The following is a 26987-nucleotide window of genomic DNA, read 5'->3' as shown; positions in this document are numbered from 1 at the left end:
TTTACGTCCGTCGGTGTTTCGCGTCCATCTGAGACCAGACGAAAATGAATGTCCGTCGTTTCCCTAATGGATGGCCGATGATCGCAATGTTGATACTGGCGTTGCTGATCTTCTTCGCCGATACCATCACGGTCCTCGACATCGCAGTTGCCACGTTGTATGTGCTTGTTGTGCTGCTGTCGGCGAGATTCGGATCGACGCGCACAGTCATGCTGGTGGGCATAGGCTGCATCGCGCTCGCGGTGATCAGTTGGGGGCTCACCCGCCCTGCCGGCTCCATCCTGGAGGGCATTGTAAATGAGGTGATCAGCAATCTCACGATTGCACTGGTGACTGTTCTCACCATGCGTCGGCTTCGCACAGAACAGCGGCACCGATATCAGGCCAGCCTGCTCGAACTGACGCGCGATGCTTTCTTTACGTGGGACATGAGCGGGAAGGTCCTGTACTGGAACCGTGGCGCCGAAGCACTGTACGGCTTCGACCGGGCAGCGGCCATAGGCAAGGTCGTGCACACATTGCTAAACACGCAATTCGTCGTACCGCTTGAGCAGATCGTTGACCGGCTTCATCAGCACGATAGCTGGGAAGGTCAGTTCGCCAGGCTTCGCGCCGACGGCGCCCCGTGCATCGTGAGTTGCCGTCTCACTTTGCAGCGGGATGCGGCCGGGCGCGCTTCCATGGTCCTCGAGACCAACAACGACATCACCGAGCGCGTACGGCTCGAGGACGCGCTGGAGCAGGCGCGGTCCGACCTGGTTCGAATGAATCGGGTGCTGGTCCTGGGCGAGATGACGGCGTCGATCGCGCACGAGATGAAGCAGCCGATCGCGGCGATGATGACGAGCGCGACGGCTGCGCTGAATTGGCTCGATCACGAGCCGCCGGCGACGCGGAAAGCTGCTCAGGCGATCGCCCGCATCGTCCATGATGGTAACCACGCGGTCGAGGTTATCGCTCGCGTGCGTTCGCTTGTTAAGAAGGCGCCGACGCGTGCTGAACGCTGGGACATGAACGAGGCGGTGGACGAAGTGATTGCACTGACCCGCTCCGACGTCACACGCAACGGCATTCAGTTAGTGCGCGAACTCAAGCAAGGCTCGCTCTCAATCAGCGGCGACCGCGTTCAGGTGCAGCAGGTGCTGATCAACATGGTCGTGAATGCCATCGAGGCAATGCATGGCGTCGTCGACAACCACCGCATACTGACGGTTACGACCGGAGTTGACGCGCACGGCTATGCCTTCATAGAGGTCCGCGACACGGGCGTCGGAATGAACGAAGCAGACCTCCCACACGTGTTCGAGTCGTTTTATACGACGAAAGCGGAGGGAATGGGCATGGGGCTTGCAATCTGCAGGTCGATTGCGGAGGCCCACGGCGGACGCATCGACGCTGAGCAAAACCAGCCTCGCGGAGCGGTATTCCGGTTGACCGTGCCAGTCGAACGATGTGAATCTTCTGGTGCTGCTCCGGCGCATCTAGCTTGACCCTGACGCGGATAAGGGTTTCCCCCAAACACTTCGACGGCCGAATTATCGCACGCAAAGCTGCGGACGCGCTCTCCACGCCGCGCCGCCCAAATTGCAGCAGGCACCGTTCGCTGCGGCTGAAAACGATGTGCGCCGTTCAGAGAGTCGCCGCGTCGAGCACCACGCAGGCCGGGATCATCGCTTCCGCATTGATGGGCGTTGGGCGTGAGGTCGGCTTGTAGACGGCGTCGCCGGGATTGATCGCTTGCCCGCTCATCGCGTGGAAGCCCGGCATGCGCGCGCCACGCGCCAGGCCTGGTCGCCGAAACGGCCGCGCGTCGCATCGCGCCAGGCAATCGTGGCCGTCGACGACGTCGGCCGGTCGATCAGCGTCACTGCGGCGGTCAAGCATCCATCGGCACAGTGTGCCTTCTGACGGCGCCGCTCGGCCCCTTCCACAGCGGCCAACAGGCGCGAAGGCGTGTCCAGCAGACAGATGGTCTGCGCCCCGGATCCATCACGTTTGCGTTTGCCAGCACGTCGAAACTCCTTGCGAAAGCGATCGGGTTAGCATTGCTTCTGGACTCTGAAGGCGGCGAAGGGCAGCGCGCGCCGATCTCTTCCCGCGACGGGCATGCTGGCGAGTTATCCATTATTCACAGTCTGCGTCTCGTCAGGCCGTAACTGCGGCTGGCCGCTGCGTTCGTGATGCCAAGCATGCATCGGCCAGGCGCGAAGAATGTTCTGCATCGTCTGCTGCGCGCCGTTGCGCACGCCGGCCGGGCCGTGCTGACCGCGCCGGGCCGCGCCTGTCCGTGGCATAGAGATATGGTGCTGAAGCACTCTTGGGATGCAACGACATATTCCTCTCCATATGTTGCAAGCCAGTCCGGTTTTTATGCTCAACCATTCGTGCGACCCTTCCAGACGTCGATTCCAGCATACGGATCCCCGCGAGCGGCTGCAAAGCTGCGTTTGGACATTGACGTCATACCTTGGGCTACGCCGTGTCATACTTCTCAGCGTCTCATTGCTTGGATCGGCCGCGACGCGTCCCCATCCGGCAAGCGAAATGTCTGAGCCTTCGGGCGCTCTTCGAGGAGCTTGTTATGGCTAACGATAGGCATGCGCCGTCGTCCACGAGCGGAATCCCCGGCTCCACAGTTTTCGTTGTGGACGACGAAGAGTCCATGCGTCTGGCGTTGCGAGACTTGCTGGAATCAGTGGGCTATTGCGTCGAGACGTTCGGTTCCGTCCGCGAATTCCTGGATTTTCGCAAACCCGGGAGTCCTAGCCCTAGCTGTCTCATCCTCGATGTCAGGCTGAAAGGTGAAAGCGGGCTGGCCTTCCAGCAGGCAATGACGCGCGAGGGATTACATATGCCGGTGCTTTTTATGACCGGTCACGGGGACATGGAAATGTCGGTGCGTGCAATGAAAGCTGGCGCGTTCCATTTTTTCCCGAAGCCTTTCCGCGACCAGGATATGCTCGACGCGATCTCCGAGGCAATATCCAAAGACGCACAGCGCCTCGAGAAGGAACTCAGCCTGAATGTTCTTCGCGCGGCCTATAAGTCGCTCACGCCGCGCGAGTGCGACATCCTGGCGCTAGTCGTAAGCGGAATGCTGAACAAGCACATTGCCGTCCAGCTCAACGTAAGCGAAATCACCGTCAAGATCCATCGCGGTCAGGTGATGAGGAAGATGGGCGCGCACTCCCTCGCGGACCTTGTGTTCAAGGCGGCCGCACTCGACATTGGACCCCAGCAGGGACGTCCGCGCCCCTGAGCGCTATCTCGAGACCGTGACAGAGGAGTTCGACACGGCTCCGGCCTTGCGCTCGCTATTCAGATCCGGATATTTGCGAGTTCCCTCTTCAAGGCTACCGCGTCCACCGGTTTGTCGAGGAGCGCGACAGCCGGGCTCGCCTGCACCTGCAAACGCAACCCGTCGCTGGGGAACGCGCTCACGAAGATTGTCGGCGGCGCCGCGCCCAGCACGACAAGACGGTCGAGCAACTCCAGGCCTGACATCCCGGGCATGCGGATGTCGGAAATCAGAACTCCATTCTCGGTGCGCAGATGAGAGGTGCGAGCCGCCAGGTAGTCGGCCGCCAGCGAAAAAACCTGCGTCGAATAGCCAATCGACTGCACAAGGCTTTCGATTGCGAGTCGCGACGATTCATCGTCGTCGATGATCCAGACCGTCCCAATGACGGGAGTCGGCAGTGGTTGGCTGGATGGATTTCTTGGGGGCATGAGTTGGCTGTCTAAGCTTAGCCTGTCCAAACTAGACCATCGAGCATCGACCTGTCCATTATACCGGCGTATGTTGCGCTATCCCTTCCGGAATGAATAGCCCGAAGCTCGGCACGACATTGCGGCTTGGCGTGCGCAATCCTCAAAACGCCGCTTCTGTCCGTTCGAGGTTGTCGCCGCACTATGCCGGGCGGCCCGCATTGTTCTCAATCCCAAAACGCCACCGTTGCTGATCAACAAGCAGTCGTATCGTGGAAATGCCCTCGGGCCGCATGACGCTACCTTGTTCGTCTTGAACAACCCGGAGAGCCTTGTTCGGTGAGGATTTGAGTCCGAAATGGTGTTGTCGGAATTGCAGGGACCTGGCATATTGATGCGTGAATCCTGCAATTCTGGCGAGGTGCGGATGGGTCCGAAGACGCCTGTAACTGAGCGAGATTTTTTCCGGCAACCGCTGCGCGAGCAGATCAACCTGAAGCACCGCTAGTGCGACTGGCCGATCTGATCAACTGGGATCGGTTGGCTGTGTCGATGAGCGAGAGCTTCGTGTCGCACAAGGGGCGACCGGCAACGTCGCCGCACCTGATTGCCGGGCTGCTGTATTTGCAGCACGCGTTCGACCTGTCCGACGAAGAGGTGGTCTGGCAACGGGTAGAGAACCGGTACTGGCGGGTGTTCACTGGCGAGACCAATTTTGCAGACCGAGCCCCCGATTGATCCGTCGAGCCTGACGCGCTGGCGCGCACGACTGGGCGATTGAGGAACTGCTGGCGGAAACGATTGAGGCAGCCAAACGTGCCGGCGTGATCAAGGCTTCGAGCGTGAAGCGCGTGATCGTTGACACCACGGTCATGCAGAAAGCGATCGCGCATCCGACCGATTCCCGGTTGCTGGAGCGATGCCGTGAGCATCTGGCGAAGGCAGCGGCGCGGCACGGACCGAAGCTCAGGCAGAACTACAACCGCGAGGCACCACGGCTGGCGTTGCAGATTGGCCGCTACGCGCACGCGAAGCAGTTCAAACGGATGAGAAAGGCACTGCGTACGCTGCGCTCCCGGGTCGGCCGCGTCATGCGCGACGTGGAACGGCAAGCCGCTCAGGTGGGCGACAGCGGCCATGAGGCGCTGCTGGAACTGATTGCGCGCACGAAGCGCATCCTGTCGCAAAAACCAAAGGACAAGAACAAGCTGTATGCGCTGCACGCGCCCGAAGTCGAATGTCTGGCCAAGGGCAAGGCACGCACCCCTTACGAGTTCGGCGTGAAAGTGTCGATCACGACGACACACAAGGAAGGGCTGGTGGTCGGCATGCGCTCGATGCCGGGCAATCCGTACGACGGGCATACGCTGGCTGAAGCGCTGGAACAGACCGCGATCCTGAGCGACGCGAAGCCCGAGGTGGCAGTCGTGGATCGTGGTTACAAGGGCGTTGCCATCGACGGCGTGAAGATCTACCACCCGGGTTTGCGGCGCGGCATCACACGCGGACTACGTGCGATGATCAGGCGGCGAAGCGCCATCGAACCAGCCATCGGCCACATGAAGGCCGATGGAAAACTCGATCAGAACTGGCTAAAAGGCGCCTTGGGCGATGCGATGCACGCGGTGCTGTGCGGCGCAGGTCACAACCTGCGAATGATCCTCAGGAAACTGAGGCTTTTTTACGCCCTCGTTCTCATCGCTTTGCTCAACCGTACCGTTGCCACTATCTCAACAGTGTAACTTGAGCTGCCGACAAAACGAATTGTTCAGGGTCGACTACCTTGCTTCGGTAGCGACCGGGAAAGAAACCTGCACCTGCGGCACCTCTCCTCCAGCCCGACGGTAGCCAGGGCGATACCGGCGTATATCTGCGGCAAACAACGGTTGGCAGAAGTCCAAACGCTCGCAGAATGGATTCGATACCGATCTTCGTCCTATCTTGGCAACCATAGGCGGTGCGGCTTGGAGCGTGACTACTTCGAAGTTATGACAGGTCCTCTGTCGCGACTATCGGAACCAATGCGTTGCAACCTGTTCACGCGTCTACAGCAAGTAATTCGTAAATTGGTTGCAAAGACGCATTCTCGTCTCAACCTGCCCGTGCGAAGGTTGAACCATGATCAGCAAACATACGGGTCATCGCTTTGTTCCGCATACGGACCCGAACGCGAGCGGCTGCCGCGCGCCGCCAGGGCCCGCGGTCATTATTGCAGCGCTCGTCGTCTGCTGGTGGACACTGATCGAGACAGCTTTGGACTTCGCAATGACAGACAGCGGCACCGCGCTCGCCATGATCATAGGCACACGGTTGATCGTGATTGTGTCCGGGCTCGCGGTCGTGCTCGAAGCACGAATCGCACGTCCCTTTTTCTGCTTTCTCTGCGCGATGAGCATACTGGCGGTCGCACCGACCATTGCCCTCCAGTTCAACGACTCGCTGCTCCAACCGGCGGTGTCTTTCATCGACTGCGCAACCAAAGCGCTCTTTCTCACCTGCACCTTTGTCTCCGCAGAGAGAAGCCATCGCCGCGGCCGCCACACCGGGAAGGACGCGTCCCCATTACCCGTGATGTCGCCGCGCATTACAAGCGCAGACAACACTTTTCGCCAGACTTCAAGCCAAGGTGACTGACATGGACAACTTCTTGCACCACTGGATCTACATCGGCGCAAACGCATACGACGAATATACGTTTGTCCCTTGGCTTAACCGGAATGTTTACCGGAGAACGGTTGACCTCTGTCAAGTCTGCATCCAGTAACCGCTTATCGGTCTCCGCCGGGCTGCCTGATCTCACCAGCTGCACGTGGTTCAGAGATCGTCGTGCCGGATGTCAGGCAACCTATCTTTGCCATGTTGCGACGGAAACTGCTGTTCTTCTGTTGAAGGGCGCTGTGAAGTTAAAAGACTGACGACAAGGTAGCCGAGAGGAATCGCTCGTACCCAAAATGCGGACGGATCTTGGGTGAGGTCAGTGTAGCGATGTCATGCCTTAAAGCGCGCGGCGAGCTCCTGTGCGTCACGTTGGTGTTCGCACCCCGACTTTGCGCCAGCCGTTCGCGTCGAACGGAGGGAGGCCGGCTAGATGATTACCAGAACCCCATTCTCAGCTAAACCGCCACCGCCTTCAAATCCGTGCCTCACCTCGAACACCACTTTCGACCTTAACTCAGTTTAATTTGCCACCGGGCTCATCGCAAAAGGCGGCCGCACAGTCAGCGCGGCTTGCAGTTTCGCGATGCTCTGCGGAGGCAGTGAAAATGCGATCCAGCCAAAGCCAGCGTGCCGAAGCATCAGAACGGTGGAACCTTCCAATAAAGGGCTCTTATCGACATGCCAGGACGGGTCGACTTCGAGCGTGTAAGTCACGGATTCCACCGGTGCTGGCGGCGGCGCTGGTAGCATTTGAGCGCGGAGGTGACCGAGATACCTGATCAGCTCTTCTATCTCGTTGGCGCCAAGCAGAGCCGCGCTGTTTCCGATGACGACGCGGAGCGCGTCCAGTCCGCCTTCCTGCAGTGGTTCAATCAATAGAGGCTCGTACATAATGATCCCCTTATATACGGGAAGCTGGTTGGCGACGGGAAGCCCGCGGCTCAAGCGCAAGTCGACTTCGCTTTTTCTCGACACGCTTCCTGTACATTCGTCGCCCGAATCGACCGGGGCGGCATAGGCAATCCCGGGGAAAGAGACCAAGTTTGGATAAGGGCGGTGCGAGTAAGCGTCGGGATGTGGCGATTCGATGGGGAAATCTAAACGAATTGGACGACACCAGGTGTTAGCAAAGCATGTCAAACGATGTCATCCGTATTTGGCTTAGCACGATGTGCGAGCCGGTTAGAACGCGACAGTCGTACGCACTCCCACGATGGCTTCGTCGCCTATGCGTTGCGATGGGTTTCGGGGTTCGGGATGCTCCCTGACGGACGGAACACGTGCTCTAAGAAATCTGTATAACCTGCGACAGGTTGCATCCAGGGAGTCCTGCTCAGTCTGGCTGATGCGTGGCCAGATCAGGAGGCCGCCGTCTGGTTTCTATCAGCTCGGCGATGGCCTGTTGTTCGGGCAGTTTTTTGAGCGTCGCAGTGTCTTTGGCGTAAGTTGCTGGCAAGGGATTTGGTGCAAATAAGGCGATCATTTCCGCGCCGGTGCCAAAGTGACATTTTTTGACACACCTTTCCAACAGATTTGAGGTCGCGATCTCTGTACATTCTCTTCTCGGCGCGCGATACACCTCGTGTCCTCTCTGTAAAGGAAGATGCTCATGAAAACTCGATGGTTTGCCATGCTGGCGGGCGGGGCTCTGCTCACATCCATGACTGCTTCGGCATTCGCCGGCGTGGTCGTCGGTGTCGGCGTGCCGGCTCCCGTCGCGGTCGTTCCTGCGGTACCTGTCTATGCGCCGCCGACCGTGGTCGTGCAAAATGGTTATGCTGCAGCCGTGCCACCGGCAGTCGCGCCGGTTGTGACGGTTGTGCCAGCGCCCCGACCTCCCATGGCGGTCGTCGTCATGCCACGTCGTCCTGTGATTGTAGTTAGGGGGCCGCGTCGCGTCTGGATGCCTGGTCACTGGGTAGGTGGGGTCTGGGTGGCCGGTCACTGGTTGTGAAATGTCTGCGCCGTACCTGTCTCGTGCGATACATCACCCCCGTCCGCCAAAGCCGCAAAGCAATGTTGCACATCACTTCGGCGCCAGGGCTGCTCGTCGGGGTCTGTGGGTTGCCGACTTTGTGCTGCTGGTCGTCCTGAGTGCACTTGCGCTCGGAGGGTACATCAGCCTGAATGGACGTGCACCGAAACGATTATCCCCCGCCGTGACACCTTCACGATCGTTCAGTAACCTGGCATCACAGTGCACAGTGCAGTATGCGGCACTGATGGCCTTGGCGCGGCTCGCGCGACGCTATGGCAATTCGTCCGCCAACTTTTTGGGCGCGCTGTAGGGCATGACCGCGCAAGTGGATAAGTGTCTTTCCCAGGCAACGATGCAGAGGACCGGCCGCGGTCCCGGGACCGGTCAATCGAATTCCAAAGGCACCTGACTGTTTTATGTATAACCTGCGTAGCAGGTCGTCGAGAGAGCGAGATGAAAGGAAGCGGCAAGTCGGTATGGCGGGGTTCCCTTTTCGCGCGCAACGTATTGCTGCTGATTGTACTGATGCTGACAAGTCAGATCCTGGTCTTTGGCGTCTATCTGAACTTTATCCAGAAGCCGAGAGTTGACGATGGGGCAGCGCTCGTGGCATCGCAGATCCGGATCCTGGACCGGCTGTTGTCAGTCCTGCCGGAGGACGAGCGAAACCGGCAACTGCTCGAAATGAATCGAGCGCCCCAGGGTGAACTGCCGCCGCCACAGGCTCACGACGGGTTGCCTCCCGACTACATGGCGCACCGCTTCTTCGGTCGACTGGCATCGGAACTTGCCCCGGACGAACAGCTTCGCTGGGAGCGCGACGGGCACCGGATCTGGGTGCGTCTACATGTGCAGGACGAGCGGTACTGGGTGGCGCTGCGTGGAACGTCGGCCATGAGCAGTACGCTGCCTTGGGCGCTGATCGGCCTGTTGTTAAGTGCGGCTATCCTTCCTGCTCTTGGGGCCTATCTGATCCACCGGCCGGTCGAACAGGCGCTGCGCCGGCTGGCGCGCGCTGCCGGCACCATCGAGCGTGGCGTCTGGCCCGAAGCGGTTCCCGTGAGCGGCCCGCGCGAGCTGGCAACAGTGGAAGAGGCGTTCAACCGGATGGCGTCGACGCTCGAAGATCTCGAAGCGACGCGCGCCGAAATGCTTGCGGGCATATCGCACGATATCCGCACGCCGCTGACCAAGCTGCGCATGGCCATCTTCGCACCGGAGTCATTCGAGGCCCCGGCCGCCAGCGCGGAACGCTTTGTCGAGGAGATCGACACGATCGTCCAGCAGTTTATCGATTTCGCCCGTGGGTGGGATAGCGAACCGGCGACGCACGGCGATCTGAACGCGCTGATCGAACAGCTCGCTGCCGACTATGCAGGTCTCGGTCGCACCTTCGAATTGTCGCTCGCGGAATTGCCACCTGTTGCGTTCCGACCGGTTGGCATGCAGCGCCTTCTGATGAACCTGATGCAGAACGCGGTCGTGCACGGTCAGGTCGGGCTTGCAGTCAGGACTGCCATCGACGCGCGAACTCTCTCGATTGCGGTTGAGGATCGGGGACCGGGTGTGCCTCAAGCGCTTCTGTCGTTGATAAAGCAACCATTCAGGCGCGGCTCTGAGGCGGATCGAAAGGGCGGAAGCGGCCTCGGTCTCGCGATAGCGGAGCACATCGCACAGCAGCATGGCGGCACGCTCGATCTCTTCCAGAATGCACCGTCCGGACTCAAGGTCGTGGTGCAAATTCCCATTCCTTAACGGGCTTGTCAGCGCGATGACTGCACCGTCGTCGTGTCGTAAAGACTACGATTTAATGTGATCCTCGAGCCCCGCCCAAAGGTCCGGCAGGGCAGCGTGAGCATTTGATGAGATGGCCATTTTTTCAGGTTGTGTGATGAAAAACCTTACAAGATACTTTGCGATACTAAGTATATTCATAGCCGGAGTCGTGGCTATTGGGTGGTTCCACCAGGCTCACGGTCTCCGTCAGACGGCTGTCGCATCAGATCCGATCCCCGTGAGCGCGGTTGCGGCTTCGGTTACCGATGTTCCTGTCTACATCGATTCGCTCGGCACCGTGACACCGACACGTACCGTCACGGTCGTCACGCAGGTCAACGGGATACTGCGTTCCGTCGATTTCAGCGAGGGGCAGACGGTCAGGAAAGGGCAGGTGATTGCACGCGTCGATTCGCGGGCGCTCGACGCGCAGTTGCTGCAGGCACGGGGTACGCTGCGCCATGACCAGGCTGTACTCGCAAACGCGAAACTGGACCTGCAACGTTATCAGCAGCTGATCAAAGCGGGTTCGATTACGCAGCAGACGCTCGATACGCAAGTTGCTAGCGTCCAGGAGGACGAAGGCACCGTGCTGGCGGACACGGGCAACGTGAACAATCTGCAGGTTCAGGTCGGCTATTGCACCATCACGTCTCCGGTGGACGGCGTGGTGGGTTTGCGCCTGGTCGACCCGGGCAACTACGTGAGCAGCACCAGCACGACCGGTATCGCGGTCATCACGCAGATGCAGCCGGCGACCGTGATCTACTCGGTGCCGGAAGACGACCTGGGACAGATCCGACGGGCGATGTTGCACGGGGAGGTTCAGGTGCTGGCCTACGACCGTGACGGCAAATCGTTGCTCGCGAAGGGCTCGCTGCTTGCGGTCGACAACCTCGTCAATACGAGCGCCGGCACGATCAACGTCAAGGCCGTCTTCCCCGATTCCGGCAGCGCGCTGTTCCCAAACGAATTCGTGAATGTCCGGATGCAGGTCGACACGCTGCGCCGGATTCCGGTCGTGCCGACTACGGCAATCCAGCATGGCGCGAACGGCAATTTCGTTTTCGTGATCGGCGGCGCAGGCGCAGTGGTATTGCGCAACGTGAAGACCGGGCCGGTAAAAGGCGACGACACGGCGATTCTCGATGGCGGTGTGAAGGCAGGAGAACGGGTCGCGACCGACGGTGCAGACAGGCTTGATACCGGCTCGCTCGTGAAAGTCGTGGCGCACTGAGCGGAGCTGACGATGAATGTTTCACGAATCTTTATCGAGCGGCCCATTGCGACCGCGCTGTTGATGATCGCGATGTTTCTGGCCGGCGTGCTGGGATACATCCTGCTGCCTGTTTCGGCGCTACCGGAAATCGACTATCCGACGATCCAGGTCTACACGCAGTATCCCGGCGCAAGCCCGGATGTGGTCAGTTCGTCGATCACCTCGCCGCTCGAAAGACAGCTCGGCCAGATGTCGGGGCTGAAGGCGATGAACTCGACAAGCTCGAACGGCACGTCGGTGATCACGTTGCAGTTCGATCTGTCGTTTTCGCTCGACGTCGCCGAGCAGGAAGTGCAGGCCGCGATCAATGCGTCCTCGAGCTTTCTGCCGGCTAATCTGCCGTATCCGCCTGTCTACAGCAAGGTCAACCCTGCCGACGCCCCGGTGCTCACGCTGTCGCTGACATCCGGCGTGCTGCCGCTGACGAAGATCGAGGACCTGGCCGATACTCGGTTTGCGCAGAAGATCTCGCAGATTTCAGGCGTGGGCCTGGTCACGATCAGCGGCGGTCAGCGGCCGGCCGTGCGGGTGCAGACCGATACCGGCGCGCTCAACGCACTCGGCATGTCCATCGACGACGTGCGTACCGCGCTCGGCAGTGCCAACGTTGACCTGGCGAAGGGCAGTCTCGACGGAAAGTACCAGTCGTACTCGATCGGCGCGAACGACCAGCTGCAATCGGCGGCGGACTATCGCGACCTGATCATCGCGTACCGGCAAGGCGCACCGGTTCGGCTGGCGCAGATCGCCAAATCGATCGACAGCGCCGAGAATTTGCAACAGGCGGCGTGGACCAACAGCACGCCGTCTATCGTGCTGAACATCCAGCGGCAGCCGGGCGCCAACGTGATCGATGTGGTCGATAGCGTGCAGAAGCTGTTGCCGCAACTGCGGGCGAGCTTGCCCGCATCGGTGAAGGTCGCCGTGCTGACGGATCGCACAAAGACGATCCGCGCGTCGGTTGCCGACGTCGAAACGGAGTTGGCAATCGCCGTGGCGCTCGTCGTGATGGTGATATTCGTATTCCTGCGCAATGTGCCCGCTACCGTGATTCCCGCAGTCACCGTGCCGCTTTCGCTGGCCGGCACACTCGCGCTCGCGTACGGGCTCGGCTTTTCGCTGAATAACCTCACGTTGATGTCGCTGACCGTCGCGACAGGCTTTGTCGTCGACGACGCGATCGTAATGATCGAGAACATTACGCGCTACATCGAGGCCGGGGAAACGCCCCTGAGGGCCGCGATCAAGGGTGCGAAGGAGATCGGCTTTACGATCGTCTCGTTGTCCGTGTCGCTGATTGCGGTCATGATCCCGTTGCTGTTCATGGGTGACGTGGTCGGGCGCCTGTTCCGTGAGTTCGCGCTGACGCTGTCGGTTGCGATCGTCCTGTCGGCGTTGGTGTCGCTGACGCTTACGCCGATGATGTGCTCGCGCATGTTAAAAGCGCGGCCACACTCGCATCGGGTCGATTTCTTCGACCGGCTCAACAGCAGGTACATACGCGGTCTCGACTGGGTGTTGTCACATCGGCGCCTGACGATCGCATCGGTGGTGTTGACGGCCACGCTGACGTTCGTCGTGCTGATGCTGATGCCGAAGGGCTTCTTTCCCGAGCAGGACACAGGTCTGATCGAAGGTGTCGTGCAGGCCGCACCGACCATTTCGTTCCAGCGCATGATCGGCCAACAGCAGCAGGTCGTCGACCTGATCGCACGCGATCCGGCAGTCGCAAGTCTCTCGTCGTTTGTCGGCATCGACCAGACGAGACCGACGATCAATCAGGGCACGCTGTTGATCAATCTGAAAGACAAGGGCGAGCGAGCGCGCATCGACGAGGTGATCCGCCGCCTGACCGATGACACCGCGGACCTCGCGGGCGTGCGCCTGTTTCTGCATCCGGTGCAGGATCTGACGCTCGACGACACCGTCTCAACGACGAGCTACCGTCTCGGCGTACAGTCGACCGATCCGGCGCTGCTTACTCGCTGGATTGGCGAGTTGGTTGGCGCGTTGCGCCGCGATCCGGCGTTTGCCGACGTGCAGAGTGAGGCGATGCAGTCAGGCAATCAGGTGCAACTCACGTTCGACCGCGATACCGCGTCGCGCCTTGGCATCACGCCGCAGGCGATCGACGACGTGCTGTACGACGCGTTTGGTCAGCGCCAGGTGTCGACGATCTACACGCAGCTGAACCAGTATCACGTCGTACTGGTCGCGAGAAACAACGCCGACGACCTTGCGCATCTGCTTTCAGGACTCTATGTCGATACGTCGTCGGGCAGCCTCGCGCCGCTCGCGTCGATGGCGACGATGAAGGTAATGCCCGCGCCGCTGAGGATTGATCGCAAGGGCCAGTTCCCCTATGCGGACGTGTCATTCAATCTCGCTCCCGGATACAGCCTCGGCACTGCGATCGCCCGTCTTGAGCGGGTCAAGGAACAGATAGGGTTGCCGCAGTCCGTCCAGGTGTCGCTGGAAGGCTCGGCCGCGACCTTTCAGTCGTCGCTGGCGAGCGAAGGGTATCTTGTCGCCGCTGCCGTGATCGTGGTGTATCTGATGCTCGGCATCCTGTACGAGAGCTTCATTCATCCCGTCACGATCCTGTCCACGCTCCCATCGGCGGCGCTTGGCGCGCTGCTGGCGCTGCTGATGGCCGGGACGCAGTTCGACATCATGGGCCTGATCGGTATCGTGCTGCTGATCGGCATCGTGATGAAGAACGCGATCATGATGATCGACTTCGCGCTGGAAGGGCAGCGGAACCACGGCCTGTCCGCACACGATGCGATCCGGCGTGCGGCTGAACAGCGCTTCCGTCCCATCCTGATGACGACGATGGCGTCGCTGTTCGGCGCACTGCCGCTCGCGTTCGGCTCCGGCATGGGCTCCGAGTTGAGGCATCCACTCGGCATCGCGATTATCGGCGGCCTGTGCGTCAGCCAGTTGCTGACCTTGTTCTCGACGCCGGTGATCTATCTGGCAATGCATCGTCTGGAAAGACGCTTTGCCGCGGACGAGCCGATCGCAACGGAGTATGTGCAATGAACCTGTCTGGCCCATTCGTCAGGCGGCCCATCGCGACGACGTTGCTGGCGGTCGCCCTTGCGCTGTTCGGTATCCTGGCATTCAGGCTGCTGCCGGTCGCGCCACTGCCTGAAATCGACTTTCCTACGATCCTGGTGCAGGGGCAACTGCCCGGCGCCGATCCGACGACCGTGGCCACCTCGGTCACGACGCCGCTCGAGCGGCAGTTCGGCCATATTGCGGGCCTGGCCCAGATGACGTCGGTCAGCTCGCGCGGGCAAACGCAGATCACGTTGCAGTTCGACCTGAGCCGGAATATCGACGGCGCGGCACGCGACGTGCAGGCGGCGATCAACGCGGCGAAAACCAACCTGTCGCCGAACATGGACGGCAGCCCGACGTATCGCAAGGTCAATCCCGCGGATTCGCCCATCCTCGTGATCAGTCTGACCTCCGACACGGCCACGCCAGCGCAGCTTTACGACGCGGCGTCGACGGTGCTGCAACAGAAGCTGATGCAGACAACCGGCGTCGGCAACGTGGTGGTGGGCGGTGCTGCGCTGCCGGCGGTGCGGGTTGAACTGAATCCAGAGCGGGTGAGCCACTACGGCATCAGTCTGGAGCAGATCCGCAGCACGATCGGGAATGCGAATGTCGATTTGCCCAAGGGATCGATGTCGGCGAGCGGACAGAACTATTCGATCGGCGCGAACGACATGCTGTATTCGCCCGCCGACTACGGACGGCTGATCGTCAGGCAGAACAACGGCAACATCGTGCGTGTGTCGGACCTCGGCTATGTACGTCAGGATGTCGAGAAGTTGGAGAACTACGGCCTGTCGAACGGCAAGCCGGCCGTGTTGCTGGTCCTCTATAAGCAACCGGGCGCGAACGTGATCGACGCCGTCGACAACGTGAAGGCCGAACTGCCAGCGCTCGAGGCGGCGATCCTGTCGACCATCAAGCTGGCGATTTCGGTGGACCGCACGAAGACGATTCGCGGCTCGCTGCTCGACGTCGAGATCACCCTGCTTGTATCGATCGTGCTCGTGACGGCCGTCACGTTCGCGTTCTTCCGCAGCTGGCGCGCGACGCTCATTCCGGCGATCGTCGTACCACTGTCGCTGCTGGGTACATTCGGGGTCATGTATTTCCTTGGCTATAGCTTGAACAACCTCTCGCTGATGGCCTTGACCATTTCGACCGGCTTCGTGGTCGACGACGCAATCGTCGTCGTCGAAAACATCATGCGGCACCTGGAGCGCGGCAAGAACCCTGTTGAGGCGGCGCTCGCGGGGGCGCAGGAGGTGGGCTTCACGGTGTTTTCGATCAGCGTTTCGCTGATCGCGGTATTCGTCCCGCTGCTGTTCATGGGTGGCCTGATGGGCCGGCTGCTGCGTGAATTCTCGGTGTCGCTTTCCGTCGCGATCGTGATGTCGATGCTGATTTCGCTCACGGTCACGCCGATGCTGACGAGCATTTTCCTGCGCGGAGGACAGCAAGCCGGGAAGGGCGACGACCATCACGAGAGCGGATTTTCCCGCCTGTACGGCACGTCGTTGCGCTGGGTCATCCGGCATCCGCTATTGATGGGTGGCGTGACGGTGCTGGTGTTCGTGCTGAACCTCTGGCTGTTCACCGTGGTTCCGAAAGGCTTCTTCCCGGAGGAAGACACGGGGCTGCTGCTTGGCACGCTGCAGGCGTCGCAAAGCATCTCCTGGCACGAGATGCAGCATCAGTTCCAGATGGTCAACAAGGCGGTGCAGGAGAATCCGAACGTCGCGTTCGTGGGTGGCTTCGTGGGGGGAGCGAACGCGCTCAACAACGCACTGCTGTTCGTCACGCTCAAGCCCCTGGGTGAGCGTCGCGCGACGGCTGATCAGGTGATCGCTCAGGTGCGCCGACGGCTTGCCGATACGCCGGGGACACAGCTCTATCTGCAGTCGTTGCAGGACCTCGCGGCCGGTGGCCGACAGAGCGCCGCGCAGTACCAGTACACCCTTACCGCGGACGACCAGGCGACACTCGATCAATGGGTGCCGAAGTTAGTCGCGCAGATGCACAAGATGCCGGCGCTGGCCGACATCAACACCGACCAGCAGGACAAGAGCATGCAGGTCGGCATCGACGTCGACCGCGACTCCGCCGCGCGAATGGGCGTGAGCTTCAAAGATATCGACGAGGCGCTTTATGACGCGTTCGGCGAACGGCAGGTCTCGGCCATCTACGGGAGCGCCAATCAATATCACGTCGTGATGGAGGTGGCACCCGAGTACTGGACAAGTACATCGGTACTGAAGGACATCTATGTTCCGGCGAGCCCGGCGCTCGCCACGAGCGGCGCGTCAACGACCGCCGCCGGAGGGGCAACCGGGGCAAGCGCTGCCACGCCGTCGGCCGCGGCCCAGGCGAACGGTTCTGCGCTGGTGCCGCTCGCCGCGATGGCCCGGTTCTCGACCGACCCCAGCGCCATTTCGATCAATCACCAGGCTACGTTCCCCGCCATTACCGTATCGTTCAACCTGCGCCCCGGTGCATCGATCGGACCCGTGACGCAGCAGATCAGTCAGGCCGTCGCTGCGCTCAGAATGCCGGCGAGTATCTCCGGCGCGTTCGCCGGCACGGCAGCAGCGTTTCGTGAGTCGATGGCGAGCGAGCCGCTGCTGATCCTCGCCGCACTGTTGTCGGTGTACGTCGTGCTCGGCATGCTGTACGAGAACCTGGTTCATCCTTTGACGATTCTCTCGACGCTGCCTTCTGCGGGCGTCGGCGCTTTGATCGCGCTGCTGCTCACTCATACGGAGCTGTCGATCATCGCGTTGATCGGCGTGCTGATGCTGATCGGCATCGTGAAGAAGAACGCGATCATGATGATCGACTTCGCGATTGCCGAAGGGCGTCAGCATGCACTGCCGCCGGAGGAGGCGATCGTGCGCGCGGGCCTGATCCGTTTCCGTCCGATCATGATGACGACGGTCGCCGCAATTTTCGGCGCGCTGCCGCTCGTGCTGGGCTCGGGCTATGGGTCCGAATTCCGCAAGCCGCTTGGCATCTCGATCATCGGCGGCCTGGTGTTCAGCCAGGTCATCACGCTCTATACCACCCCTGTCATCTATCTCTGGCTCGATCGGGCGTCGCAGCGGTTGCGGCGCCGAAGGAAACACGCATGAAATCGCCCATCGGATTCCTGTCGGCCGTGTCGGTCGGCATGCGCTGCTGCGTCTGCGCGCTCGGTGCCACGCTTTGGCTTTCGGGCTGCGCGGTCGGCCCGGACTATCACCGGCCGGCCGTAGCGATTCCAACGCAGTTCAAGGAAGTGGGCACACAGTGGCGACTTGCGACGCCCAATCCGCAGGCATCACTCTCAAGCCGGTGGTGGGACGCCTACGACGATCCCGAGCTGTCCCGGCTCGTCGACGCAGCGCTGCAGTCGAATCAGTCGATTGCAGGCGCGGCGGCCGCCTATCGGCTCGCGCAGGCCACCGTCGCTGCAGACCGGGCGAGCCTGTTTCCGACGCTCGGTGTCGACGCGTCGGCCTCGCACAGCTCAAGCACAACGAACCAATACGCGAAGGCCGAGGCGAGTTGGGAAGTCGATCTGTGGGGCGGCGTGCGCCGGCAGATCGAGTCGGGCAAGGCAAACGCGCAGAGCGCGGATGCGACGCTTGCCGGCGAGCGCTTGTCGATTGCCGCGACGCTGGCGACCGACTATTTCGACATCCGCCAGCTTGATATCGACATCGACCTGTTGCGGCAGCAGGAGGCGGTCAACGGGCGCATTCTCGCGATCACGCGCGCAGCGCTGGCACAGGGGACTGCGTCGCAAGTCGATCTGCTGTATGCGCAGGACACGCAGGAGGCGGTTGTCGCGAACCTGCAAATTTCACAGACCTCGCGCGAGCAGGACGAGCACGCAATCGCGGCGCTCACGGGTGTGCCGCCGGCTTCGTTGTCGATTGCACCGCGCCTCGACTATGTGTTTCGCGAGCCCGAGGTGCCATCCGTGCTGCCGTCTGCGTTGCTGGAAAGACGGCCTGACGTGGTCAGCGCGGAACGCACCGCTGCTGCTGCGAACGCCCTCATCGGGGTAGAGAAGGCCGCATTCTTTCCCGACCTCGATCTATCGGCACAGGGTCTCGTGCAACACAACACCTTCGCGACGCTGTTCTCATTGCCGACCCGGATGTGGTCGCTCGGCCCCTCACTTGCCGCCACGCTGTTTGACGGTGGTGCCCGCGTGGCCGCCGTGCACAAGGCGGAGGCGACCTATGACGAAGATGTCGCATCTTACCGCGAAGCCGTGCTCACGGCGTTCCAGAACGTGGAAGACAGCCTGTCGTCATTGAACCATCTGCGCCAGCAGGAGCACGCGTTTGCCGACATTTACCAGCGCAACCGGCAGTTGCTGGAGAGCGTCGCCGCGCAACTGACGGCCGGAACCGCGAGCGAGCAGTCCGATTTGACTCAGCAAGTGACGCTACTGACGGCCAGACAGAACCTGAACGACACGCAGGGGGCACTGGCGAAAAGCGACGTTGGGCTGGTGAAGAACCTCGGCGGCGGCTGGACGTCGTCGAAGAGCCATGCCCCGATGCCATGATGGCGGGCGCGCCGTTGTAACGTCGTCTGCCGATCTGCGCGCTCCAGCGTCCGGTCGCGCCCGCGACCATTTTTCAAAGTCCGCGTCTCGAACTGCGTGCAAAGGCCCTGTTACGTCCCACTCGTGCGGTATCGCTTTTCCGCGACGTGACTTGACACGACATGACATGCAACACATTTCTAACAACATGTAGCGCACAGGTTCTCTACATTGGCGGCTGTGTCATGCGGGGTTCGCCAGTGGGGCGGATCCATCACATGGAGAGTGTGCAGTGAAATTTCAAATCGTTCTCGTGTCTGCTGCCAGTGCGGCAATTTCTATGGCTGTCGGCACGGCGCCTGCGGGTTCCCTGGCGATTGATATCAGCGTGGGCGTTGCGGTTCGCCCGACAACCATCGGCGGATGTGCTTGAACATGCATGACTATCGCTCTGTCGCCGCGGTTTCCAAGCGAGGCCGCGCACGACGGTGGCTGGGCGCGCTCGCTGTCATCGCCAGCGCGTGCCTGCCTTACTCACCGGCGTTGGCGCAGTCGTCGCCGGGCAATAGCGTGGGCATCAACGTGACCGCATTGCCCGACTATGAAGGCAGCAAGTCCTATCGCGCACTGCCGTTGCCCACGCTGTCGTTATGGAAGGGGGCAATCTTCGTGCAGGGGTTCACGGGCGGCATTGCCTACCCGTTGTGGCCCAGTGTTGCGGTGGGCCTGCTGATCGGTGTTCAGCCGGGCCGCAACCAGGACGATGCGGCGGTGCTCAACGGCACCGGAGATATCCCAACGTCCTTCGACTTCGGTGCGTTCGCGCGCTGGCATTATGGTCCAGCGAGCGCCGGTCTCCGCTTCCTTCAGTCCGCGCATGCCGGCTATGGCAATCGCGTCACGCTGAGCACGTCCTATGCGCTGGTCCAGAAGCCCGTTGACCGGGTGTCGGTGTCCGCCGACGCCGTGTGGTCCAACGGACCTTCGCAGCAGACGTGGTTCGGTATCGACAGCGAGCAGGCTGCGTCCAGTACGGCCGGCCTCTCGCCGTATCACCCCTCAGCTGGCTTTTCGCGAGTCGACCTCAAGGTCGACTGGGATCATCGGCTGAACCAGCAGTGGTCACTGCAAAGCGCCTTCGGCGTCGGTTCCCTGCTCGGCGATGCTGCGAACAGTCCGATCGTTGAACGACGCGCGGCTGTATTTGGATCGGTGGGCGCTGCTTACCACTTCTGAGCGCTTACTTCGCGCTGCATCATCGTGAGAGGATCATCAATGAACCAGAATCTGACATCGACTCGTATCGCGCCACTGCTTGTCTGCCTCGCTGCTGAGTTGGGCATGGCGGGGTGTGCGGTTACGCCGCCGAGTGCGCCTACCGTCATGGCGGTCCCAGCGAACGGTAAGACCCTCAACCAGTTCCAGCAGGACGACTATAGCTGCCGCACGTACGCGACGCAGGTCGTGAATCCGGCGGCGGCCTCGCATCAGGCGGCAACCTCCGGACTTGCTGCTACTGCCGTCGGCACAGCTGGAGGCGCTGCGGCCGGGGCTCTGATCGGCGCCGGGGCGGGCAACGCCGGTGCCGGCGCCGCAATCGGTGCGGGTGCCGGACTGCTGCTCGGCAGCATGACGGGCTCGGCGCAGCACAATCAGACCGAAGCGTCGTTGCAGCAGCAGTACGACAACGCGTACGCCCAATGCATCACGGCAAAGGGCGATACGATCGAAACACCTCGTGCGGCAGCGATCGTCGTGCCCGTACGCCCCGTGCCGCCCCGCGCCGTAATCTATGGCGCCCCCCCACCTTACTACTACGCGCCGTACTGATTTCTCTCATATGGTCGTGGCATGGCTTGACCTGGAATCTCCCGCCTGGAAACCTTGGGTCGAGCTTTGTCCCCTGGCTATTCCCTGCACGTCAATCATTTTCTTAAAGGAGTTTTTGATGAAACGTTTATTCATTATTCTGGCTGCAATGTTCGCTGTGTCGTCTGCGTTCGCGCAGAGCAGCATGCAGCAGATGCTGGAAGCGCGCTTCACTGCCGCGAACGCCACTCATGACGGCAAGCTCACGAAAGAACAGGCGGAGGCAGGTATGCCGCGCGTCGCAGCCCATTTCGATGAGATCGATACTACGCATCAAGGGTACGTGACGCTTGAGCAGATCGAGCAGTTCGCCGCGCAGCATCAGCAGTAAGCGCTTGCAAGGCAAGCTTCAATACCCCCCGACCGGTTTAACCGTGTATTGAAATGTGCCCAATCGGGTCGCCTCATCAGGTCGAATGATGGGGCTGCTGCGCGCTCCGGCAACCCCGACGCTAGCAACCCGCCATGCGCAAGCCGATAGCTGGAAGTTCTGCGCGCCTGGCGCACCGAAATCAATCCCCGCGTGCTCGTCGCGCCCAGCGGGAACGCCTGAACGCATCCCTAATGCCAGTCGCTGAGTCTCAATTGAAAGGAGTTGAAATAATGCTTAATGCGCGTGTTCTTCGTCGTTTTATGCTTGCTGCCGGTTTTTGCATGAGTGCCGCGGTGCTTGGCGGCTGTGTAGTCGTTCCGGTGGGTCGTCCAATAATGCCCCGGCCACTGGTTATGGTCCCTCGACCGCCACTGATCGTCGCTCCCGGGTACTATTGACCTGAGTCTATGCATGTCCGCCCCGTGGGCGGGCGGGATGCATAGCGGCCGCCTTGCATCCTGTCCGAAGCTCGCCGTACGGGCGATAAGCAACTGCGCCCAGCTCACGGATAGCGGCCGCTCAAAAACGTGTATATCTGAGTGAGTCAGTGAGCCGGCGCTCAACGTATCTTCGACTACCCTTGCCATGGCGTTCGCGATGCTCGCCACGTGGCCACTGCTACCGTAAAGCAGTTTTGCGACTGGTCGCGCCCGAAAAGCAATCAGCGCATATTCCGCGAAAGGCGCAACAGCAGCAGGAGGGCAACCAGAGACCTCAGTTGTGCGAATGGTGGGCCGATGTGCCGGCAGCATGCTCTTCGAGGTCCGGCACGAAGACGTATCCGCAGCCGCGAACGGTCTGGATGAATCGTGGTGTGGACGGGTCAGTTTCCACGATGCGACGCAGACGCCAGACCTGAACGTCGATGTTGCGATCGGGGGTCTCGGACTCCGGGCCATGAAGTGACTTCAGAAGACGCTCGCGGCTGAGTGTGCACATGGGAGAATTAACGAAAATCTGCAGCAGCGCGAACTCACTGGAAGATAGCGTAAGAGACGCCTCGCCCCTATTCAGCGTGCGCGACTGAAAGTCCAGCGTGAGCGCGCCGAATGAGTAAGGCTGCCTTCGTTGGGGAATGGCCGCATCGGGAACGGCGGCCAGGCGCCGCAGCACCGACTGAATCCGTGCTACCAGCTCACGCGGGTTAAACGGTTTCCCGAGATAGTCATCGGCGCCCAATTCAAGGCCAGCGATGCGGTCCTCTTCGTTGGCGCGGGCGGTGAGCATCAAGACGGGAATGTCGTCGCCTGATGCGCGCAACCTGCGCAGTGCCGTCAAACCGTCGACGCCCGGCATCATAAGATCGAGCACTATCAGGTCCGGGCGTTCGTGTTTGAGCCGGTATTCGAGCGAACGCGCGTCATGTAGCACTGACACGTCGAAACCCCACCTTACCAGGTAGCGGCGAGTCGCGTCACACAATTCGGCGTCGTCGTCGATTAGAAGAATCTGAGCTGGCATAGGAAGAGGATAACGCTCACAAAGGAGTATTGAACGGGGCCGCGACTAGCCGCAATGCGAGCGCATCGCAGAAGCTGCAGCAGACGATCGATCGAAGCAATGTAGGCGAATTTCATAACGCCAGGTGTTAGCAAATCATGTCAAGGAATGTCATCGACGGGGCCTGTTTTCTGTCCGCAAACGCACGGGTGCACGCGCTTTCCAGCTGACCACGAACGACAGCAGTAATATGAGCAGTCAGGATGGCATGCCTGGTACGTACGGTGGCGCCGGGCGGTCGTGGGCTTTCGCCAGTCGGTGTTGTGGCCAGCACAATCGATGACATCTTTTGACATACCTTTCCAACACATCCAGTACGGAGATCCTTGTATATTCCGTTCGTCGAACCATACGGAACTTCCTGTGGCATGCAGAGGCATGCGAAGGCGTTAGGCGTGAGCGGGTTGCAAGTCCGTTTTCTTACTAAAGGAGGCATCATTGGCACTGTCTGAGGTGCACCGTATCGCGGCCGACGTCGAGCGGAGTGGTAAGCAGCGCAGGCGCAACCGCAGGCTGGCAGGTCGCCTGGCGCAGCTCACTTCGACGAGATTGTCGCCGCCTACCGTGGTACGTGACGCTGTAGCAAAGCTAAGCGGTTCGCCGCGTAGCATCCGAAACAGGAACTAAAAGGCAGGCTTTATTAGAGGTGTCTGCTTAATCATATGTCAGATGATCTGCCAACCGGTCGCATCATCGTGCTTGACGATGATGTTGAAATCCGCAATATGCTGCAACGCTTTCTGACGGCACAAGGTTTCTCGGTGCGCGCGGTGAAGACAGGCGTTGAGTTGGACGTCTTGATCGAGCGCTACCCGTTCGACCTGTTGATTCTCGATATCATGATGCCAGGCGAAGACGGCCTGTCCATCTGCCGTCGGTTGCGTGCTCGGAGAGAGACAATCCCCATCCTCATGCTAACAGCGCGTGGCGATCCCGTGGACAAGGTCGTAGGTTTGGAGATTGGCGCCGACGACTATCTCGCGAAACCGTTTCTGCCGAGCGAGCTGGTAGCGCGGGTTCGGGCGATGTTACGTCGGCAGCAGTTTCAGGTGCGCCTGCAAAACGTGCGGGGCGAGATGCTGCTTGCAGGCGAGTCGAAATGCTTGCGGTTCGGCGCCTTCAGGCTGGACGTTCGGCGTGGAGAATTGATGTCGGACGAAGCAGGCGTCGTCCAACTCGGCGCAGCTGAAATGCGTCTTCTGTGTGCGCTTGCGGAGACGCCAAACCGTCCAGTGAGCCGCGCAAATCTGATAGAGCGCGCGCGCGGGTCGCAATATGAGGCCAGCACCCGCAGCGTTGACGTGCAAGTTCTTCGCTTACGACAGGTGATTGAGACAGAGGCAACCTCGCCGCGACATATCCGCACAGTGTGGGGCCTTGGCTACATGCTCGTTGCAACCCCAAACTAAAGCGTCACCTGTTGGACGCTCGAGAGTGACATTCAAACCGCTTCCTCCGCTTTCCGTGTACACCGCGCGCAAGGCCCCGGTCACAGCGTTCACCTGGGTACTGTCACGTTGTTGGTAGGTTGACGGAGAACCGGCGACAATCTCGGATATGAAACGAGCCGCCCTGCAGCACGACGCACCTGCCACCGACACCATTTCTTATGCCGGCTACCGATTCCCGCCTGACGTGATCGGCTACGCGGTGTGGTTGTACTACCGTTTGCCATTAAGCCTGCGCATGGTCGAAGAACTGCTGGCCGCGCGCGGCGTCGATCTGACCTACGAGACGGTGCGGCGCTGGTCGGTGAAGTTTGGCCTGGGCATTGCCCGGCGTATTCGCTCTACCGCGTTGGCCCGCGGGGATAAGTGGCACCTCGACGAAGTGGTGGTCAGCATCAACGGCAAGAAGCACTGGTTGTGGCGTGCGGTGGACCAGCACGGCGCGGTGCTCGATGTGCTGGTGCAAAGCCGGCGCGACAGGTGTGCGGCCAAGCGGCTCATGCGCAACTGCTCAAGAAACGCGGGCGCGCTCCGCGTGTACTGATCACTGACAAGCTCAAGAGCTACGCCGCAGCGAACAGGGATCTGGGGCTGAACGTCGAACACCGCCAGCACAAAGGATTGAACAACCGGGCGGAGAACTCGCACCAGCCAACGCGGGTACGCGAGAAAGTGATGCGCCGCTTCAAGTCAGTGCGTCAACTGCAAAGATTCGCTTCGGTCCATGATCAGGTGGGCAACCTGTTCATGCACTGCCGATATCACACGAATGCGCAACAGAAGCGAGAGGTACGCACCCAAGCCTTCGAGGCTTGGGAAAGGGTGACGCGCGTCTCGATGCTCGGACGTCTCGCCGCGTGAGTTCGTCATCCTCGCGCCGCGGTTTCGTTCGGCCGCACATCAAAAACGTGACAATACCTTTCCGGTGTGCCCGCATCATCCTGTCAGGCATTGAGACGATGCATATGATCAGGAAAGGCCAGATGAAGGACAGCGGCGTCCCCCGAACCGCCGCCGATCAGTTCTATTCGTTGGTGGCGTAAGGACTCCTTGTCTTCTTGCCTTGCCAATCTTATCGCGACACGACCCTTTCAATTGCCGTCCGACCCATTTGCGCGATCAAGCGTTGCGCTTCGGTGAGATCAGGGGTCGGATATGAGTCTTCGAGAATGCGCTTTCAAACTTTAACAACTATGGCGAGAGACGGGCGCATTCAGCGCAACTTGTTCGACGAACGCCGTCAGCGTTCGGATCACATCATCGGCATATGCAGATGATGCGGGTCTTCTAGTGTATCGGCGACCCGTTGCAGCCCGTCGCGGCAATCGTCGCGGTTCTGCGGCCCACCAATGCAGAGGCGGATCGCATTCGGCGGATTGCCGTCCGTCGAAAACGCCGCGCCCGCGACTGCCGCAATGCCCTGATTGCGCAGCTGCAATGCCAGTTCGGACGCGCTCCAGTTGCATTGCGTCGGAATCGGCAGCCACAAATGGAAGCCGTCCGGGTGCGCTTCGTACTGCCAGTCCGCGAGCACTTGCGCTGCAATCTCCTGCCGCGCATGGGCTTCGGCGCGGATCGCGCGCAGCATGTCGGTTGCGGTGCCGTCGTTGATCCATTGTGTCGCGAGCAGCATCGTGTAGGGGTTCGGCATCACGGTCGTCGCCCGTAACGCACCTGCAATCCGCTGCGTCTGCCGCAGGGTCGGGGCGCACAGATACGCCACGCGCAAACCCGCACCAAAACTCTTGGACATCCCCGTCACGTAGTACGTCAGCTCGGGCGCAAGCGAAGCGAGCGACATCGGCGCGTCTTGCGGCAGCATCGCGTACGCGTCGTCTTCGATGATCGGCACGCTATAGCGCAACGCGACGTCCGCGAGCGCTTCACGACGCTGCACGGAAAGCGTCAGTGTGCTTGGATTTTGCAGCGTCGGATTGCAGTAGAACGCGCGCGGCGTTTCCGCTTTGCAGAGCGCTTCGAGCGCATGCGGCAACGGCCCTTCGTAGTCCCGCGGCAAAGCCTGCAAACGTACGCCGAGTTGCGATGCAATCGCCTTGATGCCGGGATACGCGAGCGAGTCGAGACAGATGGTCTCACCGGGGCGCGCCAGTTGCGACACCAGCGCGACCAGCACGCTATGAATGCCGGGGCACACCAACGTTCGGTCATCCTTACAATCCGGCACGCGTTGCCGAAGCCAGTTGCGACCCGCTGCGCGATCCGCCGCCGTGCCGCCGAAGTCCTGGTACCGCAACAGACGATACGGGTCCGCGCTCAGCATCAACTTCGCGGTGGACTCGCGCAGCCGCGCGGCAAGCTCGGGCGGTTCGGGCGGCATGTTCATGGACATCTCGACGCTGCTGCCCGCCGTGAGCGGCAAGGTCGGCGTGCGACCTCGCACGAATGTGCCGCTGCCCGCGCGAGCGTCGAGCAGGCCGCGCTTGCGCGCCTCCGCATACGCACGCGCGACGGTCGTGTAGTTCAGTCGCAGTGCGCCCGCGAGATCGCGCAAACCGGGCAAACGGTCGCGCGGGCGCAACCGACCACTCTCGACGTCTTCTTCGATCAGATCCGGTATTACCAGATAGGCCGGTTTGCGGCTTTCTTCGAGCCGTTTGAGCCAGTGATGCATCAATGTATTCACGATGACGTGCCCATGTAAATTCCTTGATTCACAGTACCACGCTGTATCTGCAAAAGGTAATCAAGATCGCATCCAAATATTCCTTTGATCGCATTGATCGTGGCAGTGCACTCTTTCGGCGATGCATGCACTATCAAGATGCGAAAAATGC

At 60.8% G+C, this 26987-nt stretch carries 19 protein-coding genes and 3 pseudogenes; 16 read left to right on the top strand and 6 right to left on the bottom strand.

Going from position 1 to position 26987, the window contains the following annotated elements:
- Positions 1-77 precede the first annotated feature (77 nt).
- The gene (locus JMY24_RS35170) at positions 78-1490 is read left to right on the top strand and encodes a sensor histidine kinase (protein WP_201703827.1); all 1413 of its coding nucleotides are present in this window, start codon (positions 78-80) and stop codon (positions 1488-1490) included.
- Between the two features lie 139 nt (positions 1491-1629).
- On the opposite strand, the gene JMY24_RS39765 is transcribed toward JMY24_RS35170, so the two are convergent.
- Positions 1630-1767, bottom strand: coding sequence for a DUF3331 domain-containing protein (locus tag JMY24_RS39765; protein ID WP_413231298.1), 138 nt, complete (start codon positions 1765-1767; stop codon positions 1630-1632).
- An 814-nt stretch (positions 1768-2581) separates the two neighbouring features.
- Here JMY24_RS39765 and JMY24_RS35160 point away from each other — a divergent pair.
- Entirely contained in the window at positions 2582-3259 is a 678-nt protein-coding gene (locus JMY24_RS35160) for a response regulator transcription factor (protein WP_201703835.1), read from the top strand.
- Between the two features lie 59 nt (positions 3260-3318).
- Here the strand turns inward: JMY24_RS35160 and JMY24_RS35155 are convergent, their stop codons facing one another.
- Positions 3319-3729: a response regulator transcription factor gene (locus tag JMY24_RS35155; protein WP_201703825.1), complete on the bottom strand. Its 411-nt coding sequence runs from the start codon at positions 3727-3729 to the stop codon at positions 3319-3321.
- A gap of 406 nt (positions 3730-4135) precedes the next feature.
- On the opposite strand from JMY24_RS35155, the pseudogene JMY24_RS35150 reads away from it, so the two are divergent.
- Together JMY24_RS35150 and JMY24_RS35145 are read left to right on the top strand one after the other, a co-directional pair.
- Positions 4136-5450: pseudogene (locus JMY24_RS35150) on the top strand (IS5 family transposase).
- A 376-nt stretch (positions 5451-5826) separates the two neighbouring features.
- The gene (locus JMY24_RS35145; RefSeq protein ID WP_128596589.1) at positions 5827-6342 is read left to right on the top strand and encodes a hypothetical protein; all 516 of its coding nucleotides are present in this window, start codon (positions 5827-5829) and stop codon (positions 6340-6342) included.
- Positions 6343-6885: 543 nt separating this feature from the next.
- On the opposite strand, the gene JMY24_RS35140 is transcribed toward JMY24_RS35145, so the two are convergent.
- Both JMY24_RS35140 and JMY24_RS35135 read right to left on the bottom strand, forming a co-directional pair.
- On the bottom strand, positions 6886-7506 hold the full coding sequence (locus JMY24_RS35140; protein WP_164853682.1) for a hypothetical protein: 621 nt from the start codon (positions 7504-7506) through the stop codon (positions 6886-6888).
- A gap of 193 nt (positions 7507-7699) precedes the next feature.
- The gene (locus JMY24_RS35135) at positions 7700-7849 is read right to left on the bottom strand and encodes a hypothetical protein (protein ID WP_201703823.1); all 150 of its coding nucleotides are present in this window, start codon (positions 7847-7849) and stop codon (positions 7700-7702) included.
- 948 nt (positions 7850-8797) lie between these two features.
- Between JMY24_RS35135 and JMY24_RS35130 the strand changes: the two genes are divergently transcribed.
- The 9 genes from JMY24_RS35130 (at position 8798) to JMY24_RS35090 (ending at position 21202) form a co-directional block, all read left to right on the top strand.
- Complete coding sequence (locus JMY24_RS35130; RefSeq protein WP_128596586.1) at positions 8798-10099, top strand: ATP-binding protein; 1302 nt, start codon at positions 8798-8800, stop codon at positions 10097-10099.
- Between the two features lie 190 nt (positions 10100-10289).
- Positions 10290-11357 (top strand): efflux RND transporter periplasmic adaptor subunit, encoded by a 1068-nt coding sequence (locus JMY24_RS35125; RefSeq protein WP_236597683.1) that lies wholly within the window; start codon positions 10290-10292, stop codon positions 11355-11357.
- A gap of 12 nt (positions 11358-11369) precedes the next feature.
- Entirely contained in the window at positions 11370-14444 is a 3075-nt protein-coding gene (locus tag JMY24_RS35120; RefSeq protein WP_201703821.1) for an efflux RND transporter permease subunit, read from the top strand.
- Positions 14441-17593, top strand: coding sequence for an efflux RND transporter permease subunit (locus JMY24_RS35115; protein WP_201703819.1), 3153 nt, complete (start codon positions 14441-14443; stop codon positions 17591-17593). The genes JMY24_RS35120 and JMY24_RS35115 overlap by 4 nt, the downstream gene beginning before the upstream one ends.
- A complete protein-coding gene (locus JMY24_RS35110; RefSeq protein ID WP_128598711.1) occupies positions 17590-19023 on the top strand; it encodes an efflux transporter outer membrane subunit in 1434 nt (477 codons plus the stop codon). The genes JMY24_RS35115 and JMY24_RS35110 overlap by 4 nt, the downstream gene beginning before the upstream one ends.
- A gap of 271 nt (positions 19024-19294) precedes the next feature.
- Positions 19295-19435: a hypothetical protein gene (locus tag JMY24_RS35105; RefSeq protein WP_164853899.1), complete on the top strand. Its 141-nt coding sequence runs from the start codon at positions 19295-19297 to the stop codon at positions 19433-19435.
- A gap of 2 nt (positions 19436-19437) precedes the next feature.
- The gene (locus JMY24_RS35100) at positions 19438-20238 is read left to right on the top strand and encodes a MipA/OmpV family protein (protein WP_128598710.1); all 801 of its coding nucleotides are present in this window, start codon (positions 19438-19440) and stop codon (positions 20236-20238) included.
- Positions 20239-20277: 39 nt separating this feature from the next.
- Complete coding sequence (locus JMY24_RS35095) at positions 20278-20832, top strand: glycine zipper domain-containing protein (protein ID WP_236597682.1); 555 nt, start codon at positions 20278-20280, stop codon at positions 20830-20832.
- A gap of 118 nt (positions 20833-20950) precedes the next feature.
- A complete protein-coding gene (locus JMY24_RS35090; protein ID WP_128595501.1) occupies positions 20951-21202 on the top strand; it encodes an EF-hand domain-containing protein in 252 nt (83 codons plus the stop codon).
- 756 nt (positions 21203-21958) lie between these two features.
- Here the strand turns inward: JMY24_RS35090 and JMY24_RS35085 are convergent.
- The gene (locus tag JMY24_RS35085; protein ID WP_128595500.1) at positions 21959-22705 is read right to left on the bottom strand and encodes a response regulator; all 747 of its coding nucleotides are present in this window, start codon (positions 22703-22705) and stop codon (positions 21959-21961) included.
- Between the two features lie 701 nt (positions 22706-23406).
- On the opposite strand from JMY24_RS35085, the gene JMY24_RS35080 reads away from it, so the two are divergent.
- The 3 genes and pseudogenes from JMY24_RS35080 to JMY24_RS35070 all read left to right on the top strand — a co-directional run.
- Positions 23407-24153, top strand: coding sequence for a response regulator (locus JMY24_RS35080; RefSeq protein ID WP_128595499.1), 747 nt, complete (start codon positions 23407-23409; stop codon positions 24151-24153).
- Between the two features lie 247 nt (positions 24154-24400).
- Positions 24401-25053, top strand: a pseudogene (locus JMY24_RS35075) (IS6 family transposase).
- Between the two features lie 59 nt (positions 25054-25112).
- A pseudogene (locus JMY24_RS35070) lies at positions 25113-25235 on the top strand (IS6 family transposase); the annotation flags it as partial.
- Between the two features lie 209 nt (positions 25236-25444).
- Here the strand turns inward: JMY24_RS35070 and JMY24_RS35065 are convergent.
- Entirely contained in the window at positions 25445-26836 is a 1392-nt protein-coding gene (locus JMY24_RS35065) for an aminotransferase-like domain-containing protein (RefSeq protein WP_201703817.1), read from the bottom strand.
- Between the last annotated feature and the right edge of the window lie 151 nt (positions 26837-26987).

This window comes from Paraburkholderia kirstenboschensis (assembly GCF_904848585.1).
Lineage (GTDB): Bacteria > Pseudomonadota > Gammaproteobacteria > Burkholderiales > Burkholderiaceae > Paraburkholderia > Paraburkholderia kirstenboschensis.
The sequence above is the reverse complement of the archived record's forward strand: the minus strand, read 5'-3'. Positions and strand labels throughout refer to the sequence as shown.